We start from the raw sequence: 17,544 nt of genomic DNA, 5'->3' as shown, positions 1-17,544 counted from the left end.
GTAACGGACTTCTCCCCACATGTACTTGTGGAGGAAACAATGAAATTGAATGAGTTCAATAATACTTTTCAAACTGAAAAACAATGTCTTGCATATATAGCAAGTTTGAAACAAAGCAAATGTATTAGGTGTTCTAGTTTTAATTTGAATACTTCTAATTTAAGAAAAATGAGATGTTTGAAATGTCATCAAACATTCAGTATTCTCACGGGCACTATATTTTCAAAGTCACAAACACCTTTAATATCTTGGTTTTATCTCATCTTTAGATGAATAAACACCAAACATGGAATTCCATCAACTGATGTTGCAAAAGAATTGGGAGTGACCTTGAAAACAGCTTGAAGAATGAGTCATAAAATCCGAAGTGCCATTGCTAAAAAAGAACCTCAATTCATTGTTGAGGGCATAGTGCAAATGGATGAAATGTATCTTTCACATATGGGTTTAAAAAACAAGGAAGATCCTTGTTGAACAAAACCTTGATTGTTGGTATTTATGAAAAAACAACCAACAATCTGATTGTGAAAGTATTGAAAAACGCAAACAGTAAAAATCTTTGGCAGTTTGCAATAAACCACATTTCTTCAAAGTGTGATGTACATACTGATTCTTGAAAAGGATATCGCGATTTGAAATCGGTTTTCACTAAGCATGAAACAGTTAACCATCAAGATGGCTATGTTTCAAAAACTGGTGTAAATACCAACCAAATTGAGTCAGTATGAAAACATATACGAAGAACATTTAAAACACATATCAAAGTTGCAAAACATCATATTCATTTATATGCAAAAGAAGCTGCATATAAATTCAATAACATACCTAGTTTTGAAACTGTAATGCTATGTTTAATTTAAAAATGTGGGGAGAAGTCCGTAAAAATATTAGTAAAGTTAAAAAAGTAATTATCGAAATTAAAGATGAGTATCAAAGATTTAACACTAGATGAGAAGTAATTAAAAAGAAATTATTAGATAACGAAAAGATAATAAGGGAACTTGACATAACTATTAATAAAATAAAAGATAAGCAAGCAAAATTAGAAGATTTTGATTTAGATGAATAAGTTAAGGAAATTTTATTAGTTTAATGTTTTAAGAAACTTTAATATTTGGTCATAATCTGGTTCATCACTTACCTCTTTGACAATTTGTAAATATAAAATTTTATTACTATCATCTAGGACCATAACACTACGTGCTAACAATTGTGTTTCATCAATTAATAAATTAGTCTTATTACTAAAATTATTTTCATTATTACGATAGTCACTTCAAATATGGAAATTACCGTTAAGTTTTAAGTTTTCACAAAATCTGCTTTGCGCAAATGGTAAATCTTTAGAAATTGTAATAACAACTAGTTCTTGTAATTTAGTAGCTTCCGCGTTAAAATATGCAGTTTGTAAAGCACAAGTTTTAGTATCAATACTAGGAACACTAGAAATAATTTTAAAACGATGAGGAAATTGTGTTAAATTCATTTCACGTAGGAGATTATCAACTGCCGTGAAGTTTAAGATATCGCCAACCTTAATCGGATTATTTTTAATATGAACAGGGTTACCCTTAATTGTTAGTTGAATCATAATATTTATTTCTCCTTTTTAGTAAATGTATTTTATAATATTATTATAACTAAAAACTAGTGATAAATAAAAATTAAGGAGAAAAGGTTGTGCAAAAACTTTTAAAATCAATAAAAAATGGTAATCAGGAATTTAAAATTGCTTTTAAAGCAATAGGTTATAATCATGTATATAAAAATCGAAAAACCATTGTTAAAAGTATTTCCTTATGTTTTATTCCTTTCTTATATGCCTTTATTGCCTTGTGAGCATTCTTTAATCCTTTAGGTAATATTAATAAATTACCGATTGCATTAGTTAACGATGATACGTATAGTGACGCTTCTGGTCATGATAACCGTATAATTAACTTACATAATTTAAATTTAGATGGAACTTCACAAAATAAATATGGTGCTTATCAATTTAATATTAATGATTTACAAATTAGTAATGAGAAGAAAACCTTTACCGTTTATTATTATGATAATGATAAAACATACCAAGAACATAAAAATGATAAAACGTTTTTAACAGAAATTATAGTTGATAAAAACTTTACTAACGATTTTAATATTTTTTTTAGTAAAGTTTTAAAAATTGTCGAAGATAATATTACAACTCCTGAAAAGATCTGGAATTTAATTAATAAAATTTCTGAGCGTCCCAAAATTAGTTTAGAAGCTTCATATAAAGTTAATCCCATTTTAGGAGAAATTAATGATTTTGCCTTAAATACTTTAAAAGATAGTATCTTTGGTAAATTCTTACCAGTCGTTATTAGTGACCAAATTTTTGATTATTGATACAATAATGCTATTAATGAACCAGGTCCTGATGGCTATAAAAAGTTTCAACCAATTTTTAAAACTTTGTATAATTTTTTATCAATTGTTGTCCCTGGTCTAGGTCCGCATGCTGATGAGTTTAATGCTCGAATTGGTAGTGTTGATAGCAATGATAAAATTAATGATGTTAAAAACTTAGAACATGCATATTGGATGAATCATGAACTATTAGCACCACTAAATTTTATTGACTTTAATATTAATATTGAAGGACAAGATAAATCACCTTATGGTTTTGGTTTAGGTCCGTACTTCATGTGTATTGGCATGTGAGTAGGAACATTATTATTAACCTTTACTTTTATTCGTGATAAGGATGTAAATAAATCTAAGTTTTGGCCTAATTACTTAGGCAAATCATTATGAATGGTCATATTCGGATTAATACAATCAACAATTTTAACTACTTCATTATTATTGTTATTCCATAGTGCTGATTTTTGAAGTCGTTGTTGACAATTATTATTATATATGTGGTGTATTGGAATAATTTTTGACTTAGTAGTCCAGAGTATTGCTCATATGTTCCGCAATCATGATTTAGGAAGATTTTTAGTTGTTATTTTATTAATTTTACAACTTTCATCATCAAGTGGAACTTTTCCAGTGGAACTAGAACCAGGTTTCTTCCAAGTTATGTATCATGTCTTACCATTTAGTTATGCTATTAAAGGATTAAGGGAAATCCTTATTAATCCTAATGCACTTAATATTTTATGAAGTCTTGGTTGCTTATTACTATTTGTGGTAATCTTAGTACCATTGTCATTATTAGTTAATTGATGATATGATAAACGTGATGCTAAACAGCTGGGAACAAAACTAGAAACTAATAAATCAGAAACTTTACTAATTGAAACGAACAATATATCTTTATTAGAAGAAGGTGAATAAGATTTTATTAGTAACCTTAGATACTTACTTATTATAGTTTATCTTATCACACTATCAGATTATAATTTGATAAAATAATTACTAGATTATGATATAAAGTAAAGATTGGAGCAAATGATTATGAAAAAAAATATTTTAAAAACAAGTATTTGTATTGATGAAATTGAAAAGGTAATTACTAAAAATAAAGACTGAGAAATTATTGAAAAAAAATATGATTTTTATCAACCTTATGTTAGTACTTTTGATAAATTAAATTATGAGACTAAAATTGATTTATACATATCATTTAAAACAAAAACTGATTTTAATCATAAGATTTATTGTTATTTTTTAGATTTTGATGAGGACAATGTTTTTAAAATTTCAGATATTAAATCACAAGAACACCCTCATGGGCAAAAAACAACACGCATTGCTGATTTTAAATATTATAATACCACAGGTAATTTAGGTTTTACTGCCTACCATAGTCCTGTTAAGGGTCAAGAATATAATCTAAGTCATAACTATCAAAGTTTCTTTGATACGATTGTTGCTAAAGAAAAAGATAAGGAATTAAATTATGTTTGTATTTTGCTTAAATATCATAATCATGCGCAAAATAAAAAACTATTACGTTACTATGTTAATTCTTATAAAAAATTCATTAGTAGTTTTTTATTGAAAATAGAAAGATTTGAAACCAAAAAAATACGTGCTTTAGAAAAACAAACAACAAAATTAATTGGTAAAACTAATAGGAAAAAAGTAAAAGAAGAGGATAATTTACCACTAAAATTGAGTAATGGAAAAAAATTAAAGTATAATTTAAATGATGAGAAATTATATTCATCTGTTATCAAAAAACAAGAACGTTTCAACGAAAAATAACACTTTATAACTAACTACTTATTTTGATTTTTATTAAGAAAAAAATAAGTAATGTTATAATTAAAAGAGAAGCTAGAAAGGGAATGTTATGTTGCTAAGTTTTATTTTAAATACAACAGCTATTGAATCAGAAGTTTTAAACGATTGATTGACAAATATCTTCCAACAAAAAAGTTCTGATTTTGAAGTTGTTGTTATTGATGATGGAGTTAACAATGAAAACTTAGAAGTAATGTCTAAGTTTTTTAAATTATATTCAGAGCAACTAGTTCTTATTACTTATTTTCAAAATAGTGGTATTTCTATTGGCCGTAATTTAGGATTAAAGTATGCACGAGGAGAATATGTAATTGTTTTAAATCCGAGTGAAATTCCAAATGTTGATTTTGTATCGTTTATTACACAAATATTAGAAAAAAATCCCAAAATTGATTGTATCGAATATCGTGTTCATTATGAATTAGATGCTAATTCCGTTTTTCATTCAACAATTAGAATTGAAACTAATGAAGTGTATCAACTAAATACGTTTATGGGAAAAAGTGTTTATGCCTTAACATCACCAATTTTAAGTACAAAAGTAATGAAATTAAGTATTATTAGAGAACATGGTATCCAGTTTCGGAAAGAAATCCAATTTGATAGTTTATTTCTTTACTCGTTTTTAGCGCATTGTACAGAATATTATGCTATTATTGATACATTAATTACTTGTAAATTTAACTCTTGTAGATTTAATTCTTTAGAACATGATAATACCTTTGATTTATTAAATCAGTGAGTACATATTTTAAACTATTATAATAACCAAAAAATTAAAAAAGTATTACATGATGAACTAGAATATGCCTTTGTTCGTTATTATTTATACACATTCTTACGTTTTATTAGTATTACCAAAAAACCATTACTAATTCAAAAAGCTTATAATCGTGTTAAAGATACCATTGATTTTCGTTATAAAAATTTTCTTAAAAATCCTTATTTAAAAACTATTAATAAATACGATGTGTTCACGACATATTGCCTTAATTTAAGTAAGTATATTAAAACATATTGCCGTGAAAATAAAATTGTGGATGATTCAAAATATTGAGAGTAAAAAACTATGAACAACAAAACCAAGAAATTAACTGAAACTTATAAAATCGCTCAAACATGAAAGCGTCTTACAGCGCGTATTTTTGATATAATTATTGTTAGTATTATCCCATTAATAATTGGCTTAGGAATCTATTTAGGTGATAAAACTAATCAAGAATGATGAAAAATTGTGATTGTATTTATTATTAATATTGTTATTGTTACTATCTATTTTGTTATTATTCCTTGAAAATGCAATGGTCGAACGTTAGGCAAACTAATTTTACAAATTAAGTTAGTAAATGGTAATAATGAAAACCTAACTTTAAAGCAACTTTTTTATCGAGAAATGTTTTTAGTTTTCATTCCATTAGGTTTAACAATGGGAATAATTTTATTTCTGAGATTGACTTTTAATATAAATATTGTTACTATTAAACCGAATAATACTTTAAATTCTTGAATAAATATTCTTGTTCGTATTGTGGTTAGTTTTGATTTTGCTTGATATTGCGGTATAATGATTGTAACAAAAATTGACAAATATCACCAATTGTTTTATGACCGTCGTGCAAAAACTTATGTTATTAATAAAAACCCAATTATCCAAAAAATAAATGTTAAACAAGAAAAGCATAATGAACCACATATCCACTTATTGTTCTGTCAACCAGGCAATATTAGTGATGACGAATTAGAAAATATTCATAATCTTTAAATGTATCGATATTTACTAATTTAAGGACACCAAAAAATGGACAAAAATAAATTTCTTAACAATCTTAATGACCAACAATTGCAAGCAATTATTAACGTTGATGGACCATGCCGTATTATTGCTGGAGCTGGAGTGGGAAAAACTCGTGTTTTGACTTACAAAATTGCTTATTTAATTAATGTAATAAAAATACCAAGCGAAAAAATCTTAGCTTTAACATTTACAAATAAAGCAGCCAAAGAAATGAAACTTCGCGTAATGCAGTTGTTAGAAAATGATGATATCAAAGTTACTATTGCTACTTATCATGCACTATGTGCTAAAATTTTACGAAAAGATATTCATAATTTAAAAATTAATAATAGTTTTAATATTATTGATCAAGAAGACCAACGAAAAATTTTAAAAGATATTTATCAAAAAGAATTTTCAAATAAAGCTGATTTAGCAGAATTAAGATTATTGAGTAGTAGTATTTCTAATTGAAAAAATCATCATACTACTTATGATGAATTAGTAAACGATTATCAAAATCAAGACCAATGAATTTTACGAGCTAAAGTTTATGAATCATATAAACAATATCAAATTAGTAATTCCTGTTTAGATTTCGATGACTTATTATTGTTAGTACAACGTTTGTTTAACGAATTTCCTTATGTCTTAAAGAAATGACAAGACCAATTTAACTTTATTTTAGTTGATGAGTTTCAAGATACTAATGATATTCAATATAGTTTATTATTATCTCTCTCTACAAATCATAATAATATCACAGTAGTTGGTGACCCAGACCAAACTATTTATAGTTGAAGGGGTGCTAATATTAATTTAATTTTAAATTTTACTAAAAAATTTCCTAATACCCAAACCTTTATTTTAAATGAAAATTATCGAAGTACCACTAAAATTTTAAATACTGCCAATAGTTTAATTAAAAATAATGTCCAACGCATTGATAAATCCTTATTTACTAAAAATGATATGGGTAGTGAAGTAGTTGTTTATCATGCCAGCAGCAGTACGCAAGAGGCACATTGAGTTGCTACAAATATTAAAAAAATTCATTTAAAATATCATTTAGGCTTAAATAATATTGCTATTTTATATCGTAATAACTACTTATCAAAAGATTTAGAACAAGCATTAATTAATAATAATATTAACTATAAAATTTTTGGTGGTTACAAATTTTTCGAGCGTAAAGAAATTAAAGATATTTTAGCATACTTAAAAGTTATTGCTTGAAATGATAATTTATCAATGGTTCGTATTTTAAATGCTACACCAAAAATTGGTCCTAAAGCTATTGACCATTTATTAGAACTAGCTAAACAAAATTCATTAAGTTTAAATGAATATTTATTTCAGTATCAATACAACTTACCAAAAAATTACCGTCAACATTTGCAACCATTAATTAAATTAATTAGTGATATTCAAAGTAATATTGAAGATGTTACTTCATTACATAAATTAACAGAACAAGTATTATCAGAAACTAAGTATTTAAAAACATTAGAAGAAAACTTAGAAACTGAGCGCATTGAAAACCTAAAACAATTATTGGCACAATTATTAGATTTTGATAGTGCTAATGAAACAAAAGGAACTGCTTTGCTTACTGCTTTTTTACAAGAAATAAGTTTATATACTGACTTAGATGAAAACAGTAGTGCAAAAGCTGTTAGTTTGATGACTATTCATAGTGCTAAAGGTTTAGAATTTGAAGTTGTTTTTATTATTGGAATTAACGAAGGTATTTTACCAGGTCATAGTAAAAATAATGATAAAGATAATAAAATTGAAGAAGAACGTCGTTTATTTTATGTTGCTATTACCAGAGCTAAAAAATATTTATTTTTATCAAGTGCTGATGGTTTCTCACATGTTTTAAATACTATGAAACAACCATCGCGTTTCTTAAAAGATTTAGATATTACTCATTTAAAAATAATTAATAATGAACATCAAGAGATAGCAGAAAGTTACCAGAATCGTAGTATTTCAAAATTTAATTATTTTAAATTTGATGCTAACAAAGACAATAACCAAGCTATTAGTAATGATTGAAAAGTTGGAGATATTATTGTTCATGAAATTTTTGGTAAAGGAGTAATCACTAAACTAATTGGTGATAAAATTCAAGTTGCTTTTCATAAAAACAATGGTGGTATGCGAATTCTTAGTGCTAGCCACAATGCTATTAAAAAGTTCGTATAATGTTCCCTTAAATATTAAAAATGCCTATTAATAGGCATTTTTAATTAGCATGTGAGATTCATTTATATATTTCAGCGATCATTAATTTTAAGTTAAATTTGTTTAGTTTTAGTTGTAAAAGTTCTCTTTAGTGAATGAATTTTATTTTTAATAGCAAAACGATAGTTTTTATCAATTCAAAATAAAGCAAATAATAGAATATATAAAATTATTAAAATCTGACTAATAATAATTGTAAAGATAACACCAACTTTAATACCGTTAATATTAGGTGTATTAACCGTAATATTGTCAGGAGCATGGGGCATATTCATTGGTTTACCAAATTCATTTACTAAATGACTTGAAACAAAACTATCACCATGACCTGTTTCTGTTAGTAAATCTGGGAGCGTGGCGAAGATGTCGATAACTCATCATTGCTGGCAATAGATTCCTTTCTAACCCTCATTACAATCTATAGCAAAATTCACAAAAAGACGAGAAATAAGTATCGTCTTTTTTTGTAATTGTAAGATTTGCAAATTTTATAACCGTCTTTACCACTATTATCAACACGTGCTAGGGACATAAAACAGTGAACCATAACACAGTTGTTCAAAATAGTGGCTAGCATGTGGACTTGCATGTAAAAATAAAAAGTGGAGTGATACCTAACAAAATATACTAACCATGAAAATGGTAATCCTTGGGGTGGGAGCGGATTGGCAACTAGTGTATATAGACCCGTTTTGGGGGAAATATTGTAATTAATTCTTTATTCAACAGCACTGCCACCCCCAGTGAGCAGTTGCTGATTTATTTTTTTTCATTTTTTTTGGGCGAGTAACATAAATTTTAAAACTTGTAAAAAAAATTAAACGGGGCTGGTTCAATATAAATATAACTTGCTAAACGCAAGTTATTAAAAATTGAATCAAATGCTTTAAGTTTTTTTCAAAATTTTACAATTTATTTACGATCCCACTTTTTCTAGAAAATATTAAGGCTTTTCTCCCCACATTTTTAAATTAAACATAGCATTACAGTTTCAAAACTAGGTATGTTATTGAATTTATATGCAGCTTCTTTTGCATATAAATGAATATGATGTTTTGCAACTTTGATATGTGTTTTAAATGTTCTTCGTATATGTTTTCATACTGACTCAATTTGGTTGGTATTTACACCAGTTTTTGAAACATAGCCATCTTGATGGTTAACTGTTTCATGCTTAGTGAAAACCGATTTCAAATCGCGATATCCTTTTCAAGAATCAGTATGTACATCACACTTTGAAGAAATGTGGTTTATTGCAAACTGCAAAAGATTTTTACTGTTTGCGTTTTTCAATACTTTCACAATCAGATTGTTGGTTGTTTTTTCATAAATACCAACAATCAAGGTTTTGTTCAACAAGGATCTTCCTTGTTTTTTAAAACCCATATGTGAAAGATACATTTCATCCATTTGCACTATGCCCTCAACAATGAATTGAGGTTCTTGTTTAGCAATGGCACTTCGGATTTTATGACCCATTCTTCAAGCTGTTTTCAAGGTCACTACCAATTCTTTTGCAACATCAGTTGATGGAATTCCATGTTTGGTGTTTATTCATCTAAAGATGAGATAAAACCAAGATATTAAAGGTGTTTGTGACTTTGAAAATATAGTGCCCGTGAGAATACTGAATGTTTGATGACATTTCAAACATCTCATTTTTCTTAAATTAGAAGTATTCAAATTAAAACTAGAACACCTAATACATTTGCTTTGTTTCAAACTTGCTATATATGCAAGACATTGTTTTTCAGTTTGAAAAGTATTATTGAACTCATTCAATTTCATTGTTTCCTCCACAAGTACATGTGGGGAGAAGTCCGAATATTAATTATATTAGTGTTAATAAAATATATATCCTTTACGCTGTATGCGACAGGATATATAAAAAAAGAAAGGATTTTAAAATGCAAATAGAATTTCAAAAAGAACAAATTACTGAAAAATCAAATTCTATTTTGATTAATTATGGCGAATATAAATTGTCGGTTCCAAATTTAATGATTAAAAACAATAGTTTTATGGTTGATGATAAATATAAATATTGAGTTTTTAATTTAGAAAATGTTAAAAGGGAAATGAATGGGCAAGAGTTATTAAATTTATTACAACCATTTCTTGCTAAGCAAAAAATAACGGTTAATAAACTCCCTGCTAAAAAAGAATATTATATTAATAAAACTAAATTAGAAGAACTTACATTTTACGAAAAACATAATGGGTGATTTATTGGAGAAATAAAAGACCCAAAAACAAACATTATGGTAATGTTTAGTAATCTGTGTAACTTACAAAAATAACTATGTTTAATTAATTCTAGTAAATATAATTAAATTACTAGAAAGAGTGAGTTACAGATGGCTAAAAAGCAAAATATTAATAATAATGATCCAATATCAAAAGCAGTAGATTTATTATTAGAAAATACTGAAGATTTAACAACAGTTTTTAAAGAGGGAGGATTGTATAAAGAATTAACAAAAAGATTAGTAGAAAAAATGTTGAATTCTGAGATGCAAAATTATTTAGGATATGATAAGAATCAACATAGTAATAGTGACAATGCTCGTAATGGTATAAGTTCAAAAAAATTAATAACTCAACAAGGTAAAATTGAGATTGATGTACCACGAGATCGCAATAGTAATTTTAATCCTGTAATAGTTGCAAAAAGACAAAGAAGATTTGATGGTTTTGATCAACAAGTTCTTTCTTTATATGCAAAAGGTATGACATTATCAGATATTAGAATGCAATTACAATAGTTATATCATGGTGCTGATAGTAGTGAAAGTACGACAAGATAAAAGGATTATTAATAAATCAGTTTATATAGCTTTAGGAGTTGATTTAGAAGGTAAAAAAGATGTTTTAGGTTTATGAATTAGTGAAAATGAAGGTGCTAAATTTTGATTAGCAAATTTAACAGAAATGAAAAATCGTGGCTTAAATGATATTCTTATTGCCTGCAGTGATAATTTAACAGGCATGTCAGAAGCAATACAATCAGTTTATCTTAAAACAGAACATCAATTATGCATAGTTCATCAAATTAGAAATAGTTTGAAATATGTCTCATATAAGCATAGAAAATCTCTAGTTGCAGATTTAAAAACAATTTATACTGCATGTAGTGAAGAACAAGCAATGCAGGCTTTAGAATACTTTGAAAATAAGTGAAATAAACAATATCATCAAATTGCTAAATCTTGATATAAAAATTGAGATAATTTAATGGTTTTTATTAGTTATCCTGCAGAAATTAAAAGAGTGATTTATACAACAAATGCTATTGAATCTGTAAATAGTCAATTACGAAAAGTTATCAGAAATAAAAAAGTTTTTCCTAATGATATGGCAGTTTTTAAAATATTTTAGGATTTTCTCCCTTTATGTACTATTTTTAAATTTTATCACATAAATGCTGAGAAAAGCCTATTTAAATTTATCTAACATACCTAACGTACTAATAGCACGTACGTAAATTAACATCGACTTTCATAATTCATCAACTTTAACACTTTCATTATACTGGTGTTCAGTTGAAGCAAGATGATCAAAGATAGCGCCAAAGGCAACACAGTTGTCCATGGCACGAGCATATGTTCCGCCACCAATAGCAATGGGAACAGCCTTTTTGTCACCTGTTACTTCATGGTAAATCTTCATTAGTTCCACGACAATAGTTGAATCTTGCGGCATATATAATGGTTTATCATAGTGTTGCTCTTTAATAGTTAAATCATACGGTTTTAAAATCGCCTCTAAACGTTTAATAACAACTACTAAATCAGTTTTAACTGGGATACGAATGTTACATCCTAGCATTGAACTTTTTTTATCAATGTTAACAATTCCAACATTAATAGTGAAACTACCTGATTCATCATCTAAGTCACCGAAGTACTTTGTTAAAGCAGTATCTTCATGTAAAATTTCACCAACGAATTGCACTAAATTATGTTTAATATTTAACTCATGACATATTAACAAACTTTGTAATCCTGCATTAACACCTTCACTAGGACGTGAACCATGAGCAGGTGTTCCATGAATAGTAACTTGTTTATCCTTATTTTCAATTCGATATTTTTTATTTTTTCCTAATTTAACAAAGTTATCAACATCAACACCTGAAATAGTACTTGTTGAACACGTAACATTATAAGCATCACCGGCATTAATGTTAAGCGTATTATGTCCTGTTCCAATAATATCCAAATCGATAATTCCTTTTTCAGCGTAAACTAAAGGAAACATACCATCAGGAGTAAAGCCAAAAGTTGGACTTCCTTCTTGTTTCATATATGTATTAATAGAATCTCATGTTGTTTCTTCAGTTAAACCAAAGATAACACGAATGCGACGAGTTGGAACATAGCCATGGTCTTTTAAATATTTTAAACAATATAAAATAATAATGGTTGGACCTTTATCATCTAGAACACCACGACCATATAAGATACCATCAATAATTTCAGGACTAAAAGGAGGAATTTTTCATTCGTCTAAATTACCTGGTGGTACAACATCAAGGTGACCTAATATGGCAAAAATTTCTTCACCCTCACCAAATTCTAAATATCCATATTTACCTTTAGGGTTGCGAACAGCTTTAAACCCTAAACTTTTACCTAAATCCATAGCAAACGTTAATACTTCAGCAACACCAATCCCATAAGGGACATCTTTAGTGGGAGTTTGGGCAAAAGATTTTATTTTAACAATCTCTTTAATTTTTGATATTGCTTGTGGGAAATAAGTATCTTTTAATAATTTTTCATTGAATTCCATATGTTTCACACTCCTAAATAATTATGCAATATTATACAACAATGTTATAAGTTATTAACTTTTACACAGTACTATTATTTATGATATCAATTATAAGTTCATTTAACAATCCCCAACCAGTATTTGTGCAAAATAATTGTTGATTATTAATGATTATTTGACCATTATCCAATAATCTTGTAATTAATTGTTGGTTATTAACCATATCTTTCTTATTTTTTTTTGTTAATTTAACACCACTTCTTAATAGTAAACCTTGCAATAATTTATTAATAAAACATTGATTACTATCAAAATCAGTAATTGTTTTCTGATAAATAATATCATTGCTATTAGTAATTATCTGCGCTCCCTTATTAGTTTCTATATAAGAAACAGCATCTGGCCCTAATCCATAATAACTTTCTAATAAACAATAACCAATAGTATATTGTGAATAGTTATTACTATTTTTTGCATAACTATAATATTCATAATTATGGTAATTATGAAGTGTTAAAAAATAATTAATTATTTTTTTAAACTGTAAGTTAACATATTCATCAGCATTATCAAAACTAATGTGTGGTGCTTGCAAGAAAATGCACTGTTGTAAATCATATAATAATTGCTGTTTTGTTTGGTTAGGAATATTATAATTTAAATCAAGTGAAAAATTAGTAAAGCCCATCTTAATACTATTATGAATAGTAGCATTGATTGGTTCTTGTTGAAATGTTGTCACTTTTCATACTAAACGGTTAACACTAAATGTTTGTAATAATTTTAGCATATTATCATTAATAGTATTAACACTAGTTTCAAAACTATATTGATTAATATTTTTGACAATAGGTGCTAATAGTGATAATAATCTTTTTAAAAATAACAAAGAAATTGCTTTAGTACTATTAGCAATATAAATTGTTTTTAATGTTAAATCATATTGTTTAATGATAAGTTTTAGCTCATGTGCTATTTTTGTTAAAAACTGTTGTGCACCTTGAAAATCATCATAGTTTAAATCAGGAATATATAAATATAAATGTTGAATTTTAAATGTATGTTTCATAATTAAATAATACTACTTTTATCAAAATATTAATAATAAAATTAGGAAAAATGTCATTAAAATATTAAATAAATTATTCTTAATATTTATAATACACCTACATTACATTACTACTGCATTATATTCATGTGTTGATGATTGACAATGTCAACTATCACTAGTATTTATTACTTCTGTATTAAAACCCTCTCTTGTTTCAATATTATTATATTCATCATTGTTTTCATTAAAGTTTGGTGATACGTTTTCTTTTAAAAAGTAAATTTGAATTTTATTATAAATATCAAACGGACTTCTCCCCACAAGTACATGTGGGGAGAATTCCGTAATATTATTTAAATAAGTTTTTTTATATTCAAGATTTTCTTTTCATAAATACATATATATTCTCCTTTTTTAACTATTTATATCTAATTCCATTACTAATATTTCATAATTTGTAATAAATGCTTTTGTAGTAACTATTCTTTCAAAATTATTATCATTTAATATAGGATGTTTATAATTTTTATGAAAATTAATAGCATTTTCAATTTTAGTAAATACTTTATATTTTGTTTCATCTGTATAATTAACTTTATATTTTAATAAATAAGCATATTGCATTATCTTTCCCCCTTTCTTAATTATTTTAAAAATAACAATCAATCTTTAACTAATTATGGCATTTCATTAATTATTTTTTTATAATCATTAATCGCTTCTTCTAATATGTTAATTTCAGTAAATTTAAAACAATTCTCAATATGTAAATCAAAATCTCTATCAATTTTGATATCATGTTTTCTATATTTTTCATTAAATTCATTTCTAGTCATTTTATTTCTCCTTTTTTAATATTGACCGTTGCCTACAGCAGAAAGGTCAATATATTAATACGTATATGTTTGCGGTTCTTGTTCACTAGTGGTGACAAGACCTAAATAAATTAAATATATATTACTAATTATTTAATTTATGTTAATATATAATTGATAAGCTGTGTATGTAATATATAACCCCCTTTATGTGTAATGATTTAAAAATAGAAATAAAACAGGGTTTATGGTTAAACTATTTCCTATGCGCTAATATAAATCAATCTCAATTAGATAATTTAACAATTCTATTAATATTTTAAAATCACGCTTTTATCCTGATGTAGAAGTATTTACATTTCGTACTCACAATTTGACTTCTACGACAGTGGATTTAATTCTTAACAAAAAAAGAACGATAGTTATATCGTTCTTGTTAGTTTTAAATCTATCTATTAAATTAATGCGCCCTATTATTAGATTTCTATCTTGGTGTTAAAAAGTATAGTAAACTTGCTCCTGATGTGATTAAACAAATTTTAAAATATTTTACTGATGGTAAAAGATATCGTGATATTTGCGATACTTTTATAGAAGACTTAATAAGTAATAGTACTGTTTGTAGAAAATTTCAATTACCAAAAATTAATATTCATAAAATACCATTAAAATCAAAACAAACTTTATATATAAATATTGATGACGGACATCGAAAATTTAAATTTAATGATAACCATAATAGTAAAAATTGTAAAAAATGTTCTATGAGATTAATAGTATTTTGTACTGGCAAAAAGAAAAATGGAAAATTAATTAAGGCTTTTCTCCCTTTATGTACTATTTAAATTTTATCACATAAATGCTGAGAAAAGCCTATCTACGGACTTCTCCCCACATTTTTAAATTAAACATATCATTACAGTTTCAAAACTAGGTATGTTATTGAATTTATATGCAGCTTCTTTTGCATATAAATGAATATGATGTTTTGCAACTTTGATATGTGTTTAAATGTTCTTCGTATATGTTTTCATACTGACTCAATTTGGTTGGTATTTACACCAGTTTTTGAAACATAGCCATCTTGATGGTTAACTGTTTCATGCTTAGTGAAAACCGATTTCAAATCGCGATATCCTTTTCAAGAATCAGTATGTACATCACACTTTGAAGAAATGTGGTTTATTGCAAACTGCCAAAGATTTTTACTGTTTGCGTTTTTCAATACTTTCACAATCAGATTGTTGGTTGTTTTTTCATAAATACCAACAATCAAGGTTTTGTTCAACAAGGATCTTCCTTGTTTTTTAAAACCCATATGCGAAAGATACATTTCATCCATTTGCACTATGCCCTCAACAATGAATTGAGGTTCTTGTTTAGCAATGGAACTTCGGATTTTATGACCCATTCTTCAAGCTGTTTTCAAGGTCACTCCCAATTCTTTTGCAACATCAGTTGATGGAATTCCATGTTTGGTGTTTATTCATCTAAAGATGAGATAAAACCAAGATATTAAAGGTGTTTGTGACTTTGAAAATATAGTGCCCGTGAGCATACTGAATGTTTGATGACATTTCAAACATCTCATTTTTCTTAAATTAGAAGTATTCAAATTAAAACTAGAACACCTAATACATTTGCTTTGTTTCAAACTTGCTATATATGCAAGACATTGTTTTTCAGTTTGAAAAGTATTATTGAACTCATTCAATTTCATTGTTTCCTCCACAAGTACATGTGGAGAGAAGTCCGTTAACATATTAGCAATTGCTGTAATTTTTTGTTGGGCTGGTTTTGCCCCTAGTCTTCAATTATCTGTTCGCTCTGGTCAGACCATTCAACATTGTTGATGATTTAAAATGGGGAACAGCATAAAAATCATCACTGCTGGGTGTTGAATAAATTTTTTGTGCCATTGGTAGCATTCCTTTCTGTGTTGCTACTGAATAGTTCCCTTATTTTATTGATAATTCCTTTTTTTATTATACTGGTAATTTTAAAAATTTGAGTTTAAATTTTAATTATTATTGCAATTGAATTAACATGTTTAAACTAATGATGTATAGTAATAGTAAGGTTGGAGTCATTTGTCCTGACAGTGCGTTTATTATTCAAACCAGGTTTTTAATTAAACAATAAAAAATATCTATTTTTTGTAAAGAATAGATATTTTAGTGTTAATGAAATTTATTTTTAAGATTGACTAGTAATAGAAAAAATAACAAGTCCAACAATATTATTCGCTTGAAAGACAATTTGAACAGCATTAGGATGTATTACATTGTTACTTTAACGTTAGTATCTGGTTTTACCATTAACGTTGCTGCTGCACTATAGAACTCATCTGGTAATCTGTCACCTTGAGTATCAAATTTATAAATAGTATTTAAAACTGGAAAATATGTTCAATCTTTTTGTAAAGAATTATAAGTATTTTCACTTAATAGTAAACTGGCACTAACTAAAAACGGATCTGATGTATTAATAATTAAATTTTGATTTGTTTGGATTTTATCGGTAGTATGTTCATGATTTTGATGAAATAATTGTCCGCTACTAACACCAATCATACTTGCTATTAAAGTTGTTGCTAATATTTTTTTCATAGTTATCACTTTTACTACCATTATAGCAACTATAGTATGAAAATT

Annotated in this window: 20 protein-coding genes and 1 pseudogene; 11 read left to right on the top strand and 10 right to left on the bottom strand. The window is 26.6% G+C overall.

All coding sequences use genetic code 4. The annotated features are described in order from the left end of the window. The first annotated feature begins 39 nt into the window (after window positions 1-39). The 3 genes from ACFEL4_RS05225 to ACFEL4_RS05215 are packed head-to-tail and all read left to right on the top strand — an operon-like array spanning window position 40 to window position 1,069. Entirely contained in the window at window positions 40-576 is a 537-nt protein-coding gene (locus tag ACFEL4_RS05225; protein WP_375316853.1) for a hypothetical protein, read from the top strand. Further along, window positions 471-860, top strand: a complete 390-nt coding sequence (locus ACFEL4_RS05220) for an IS1595 family transposase (RefSeq protein WP_375316852.1) — start codon at window positions 471-473, stop codon at window positions 858-860. The genes ACFEL4_RS05225 and ACFEL4_RS05220 overlap by 106 nt, the downstream gene beginning before the upstream one ends. A gap of 2 nt (window positions 861-862) precedes the next feature. Beyond that, window positions 863-1,069, top strand: coding sequence for a hypothetical protein (locus tag ACFEL4_RS05215; protein ID WP_375316851.1), 207 nt, complete (start codon window positions 863-865; stop codon window positions 1,067-1,069). A 15-nt stretch (window positions 1,070-1,084) separates the two neighbouring features. On the opposite strand, the gene tpx is transcribed toward ACFEL4_RS05215, so the two are convergent. Further along, window positions 1,085-1,591 (bottom strand): thiol peroxidase, encoded by a 507-nt coding sequence (gene tpx / locus ACFEL4_RS05210; protein WP_308149573.1) that lies wholly within the window; start codon window positions 1,589-1,591, stop codon window positions 1,085-1,087. Between the two features lie 89 nt (window positions 1,592-1,680). Between tpx and ACFEL4_RS05205 the strand changes: the two genes are divergently transcribed. From ACFEL4_RS05205 to ACFEL4_RS05185, 5 genes are all read left to right on the top strand, one after another. Continuing rightward, the gene (locus ACFEL4_RS05205; RefSeq protein WP_375316850.1) at window positions 1,681-3,312 is read left to right on the top strand and encodes a YhgE/Pip family protein; all 1,632 of its coding nucleotides are present in this window, start codon (window positions 1,681-1,683) and stop codon (window positions 3,310-3,312) included. 120 nt (window positions 3,313-3,432) lie between these two features. Beyond that, window positions 3,433-4,185, top strand: a complete 753-nt coding sequence (locus ACFEL4_RS05200; protein ID WP_375316849.1) for a hypothetical protein — start codon at window positions 3,433-3,435, stop codon at window positions 4,183-4,185. Between the two features lie 88 nt (window positions 4,186-4,273). Continuing rightward, a complete protein-coding gene (locus ACFEL4_RS05195) occupies window positions 4,274-5,287 on the top strand; it encodes a glycosyltransferase family A protein (protein ID WP_375316848.1) in 1,014 nt (337 codons plus the stop codon). Between the two features lie 6 nt (window positions 5,288-5,293). Beyond that, window positions 5,294-5,986, top strand: coding sequence for an RDD family protein (locus ACFEL4_RS05190; protein ID WP_375316847.1), 693 nt, complete (start codon window positions 5,294-5,296; stop codon window positions 5,984-5,986). A gap of 36 nt (window positions 5,987-6,022) precedes the next feature. Beyond that, complete coding sequence (locus ACFEL4_RS05185; RefSeq protein ID WP_375316846.1) at window positions 6,023-8,209, top strand: ATP-dependent helicase; 2,187 nt, start codon at window positions 6,023-6,025, stop codon at window positions 8,207-8,209. 92 nt (window positions 8,210-8,301) lie between these two features. Here the strand turns inward: ACFEL4_RS05185 and ACFEL4_RS05180 are convergent, their stop codons facing one another. Continuing rightward, window positions 8,302-8,517, bottom strand: a complete 216-nt coding sequence (locus ACFEL4_RS05180; RefSeq protein ID WP_375316845.1) for a hypothetical protein — start codon at window positions 8,515-8,517, stop codon at window positions 8,302-8,304. 697 nt (window positions 8,518-9,214) lie between these two features. Continuing rightward, window positions 9,215-10,036: an IS1595 family transposase gene (locus ACFEL4_RS05175; RefSeq protein WP_375316844.1), complete on the bottom strand. Its 822-nt coding sequence runs from the start codon at window positions 10,034-10,036 to the stop codon at window positions 9,215-9,217. A 119-nt stretch (window positions 10,037-10,155) separates the two neighbouring features. Between ACFEL4_RS05175 and ACFEL4_RS05170 the strand changes: the two genes are divergently transcribed. Next, window positions 10,156-10,548 carry a hypothetical protein gene (locus ACFEL4_RS05170; RefSeq protein ID WP_375316843.1) on the top strand — a complete coding sequence of 131 codons (393 nt, stop codon included), beginning with the start codon at window positions 10,156-10,158 and terminating at the stop codon, window positions 10,546-10,548. Between the two features lie 57 nt (window positions 10,549-10,605). Further along, window positions 10,606-11,626, top strand: a pseudogene (locus ACFEL4_RS05165) (IS256 family transposase). Between the two features lie 57 nt (window positions 11,627-11,683). Here ACFEL4_RS05165 and ACFEL4_RS05160 read toward each other — a convergent pair. From ACFEL4_RS05160 to ACFEL4_RS05140, 5 genes are all read right to left on the bottom strand, one after another. Then, on the bottom strand, window positions 11,684-13,042 hold the full coding sequence (locus ACFEL4_RS05160; RefSeq protein ID WP_375316842.1) for a Sapep family Mn(2+)-dependent dipeptidase: 1,359 nt from the start codon (window positions 13,040-13,042) through the stop codon (window positions 11,684-11,686). Between the two features lie 61 nt (window positions 13,043-13,103). Then, window positions 13,104-14,093, bottom strand: a complete 990-nt coding sequence (locus ACFEL4_RS05155; protein WP_375316841.1) for a hypothetical protein — start codon at window positions 14,091-14,093, stop codon at window positions 13,104-13,106. Window positions 14,094-14,195: 102 nt separating this feature from the next. Next, window positions 14,196-14,474 (bottom strand): hypothetical protein, encoded by a 279-nt coding sequence (locus ACFEL4_RS05150; RefSeq protein ID WP_375316840.1) that lies wholly within the window; start codon window positions 14,472-14,474, stop codon window positions 14,196-14,198. A gap of 15 nt (window positions 14,475-14,489) precedes the next feature. After that, complete coding sequence (locus ACFEL4_RS05145; protein WP_375316839.1) at window positions 14,490-14,699, bottom strand: hypothetical protein; 210 nt, start codon at window positions 14,697-14,699, stop codon at window positions 14,490-14,492. 53 nt (window positions 14,700-14,752) lie between these two features. Beyond that, window positions 14,753-14,911 (bottom strand): hypothetical protein, encoded by a 159-nt coding sequence (locus ACFEL4_RS05140; RefSeq protein ID WP_375316838.1) that lies wholly within the window; start codon window positions 14,909-14,911, stop codon window positions 14,753-14,755. Between the two features lie 503 nt (window positions 14,912-15,414). On the opposite strand from ACFEL4_RS05140, the gene ACFEL4_RS05135 reads away from it, so the two are divergent. Next, window positions 15,415-15,735 (top strand): hypothetical protein, encoded by a 321-nt coding sequence (locus ACFEL4_RS05135; RefSeq protein ID WP_375316837.1) that lies wholly within the window; start codon window positions 15,415-15,417, stop codon window positions 15,733-15,735. Between the two features lie 71 nt (window positions 15,736-15,806). Here the strand turns inward: ACFEL4_RS05135 and ACFEL4_RS05130 are convergent, their stop codons facing one another. Both ACFEL4_RS05130 and ACFEL4_RS05125 read right to left on the bottom strand, forming a co-directional pair. Further along, window positions 15,807-16,610 (bottom strand): IS1595 family transposase, encoded by an 804-nt coding sequence (locus tag ACFEL4_RS05130; protein WP_375316836.1) that lies wholly within the window; start codon window positions 16,608-16,610, stop codon window positions 15,807-15,809. 559 nt (window positions 16,611-17,169) lie between these two features. After that, the gene (locus tag ACFEL4_RS05125) at window positions 17,170-17,508 is read right to left on the bottom strand and encodes a hypothetical protein (RefSeq protein ID WP_375316835.1); all 339 of its coding nucleotides are present in this window, start codon (window positions 17,506-17,508) and stop codon (window positions 17,170-17,172) included. Between the last annotated feature and the right edge of the window lie 36 nt (window positions 17,509-17,544).

It is taken from the genome of Spiroplasma endosymbiont of Virgichneumon dumeticola (assembly GCF_964264745.1).
Taxonomy (GTDB): Bacteria; Bacillota_I; Bacilli_A; order Mycoplasmatales; family VBWQ01; genus Spiroplasma_E.
Note: the sequence above shows the minus strand (reverse complement) of the source record. Positions and strands in the feature narration are given on the sequence as shown.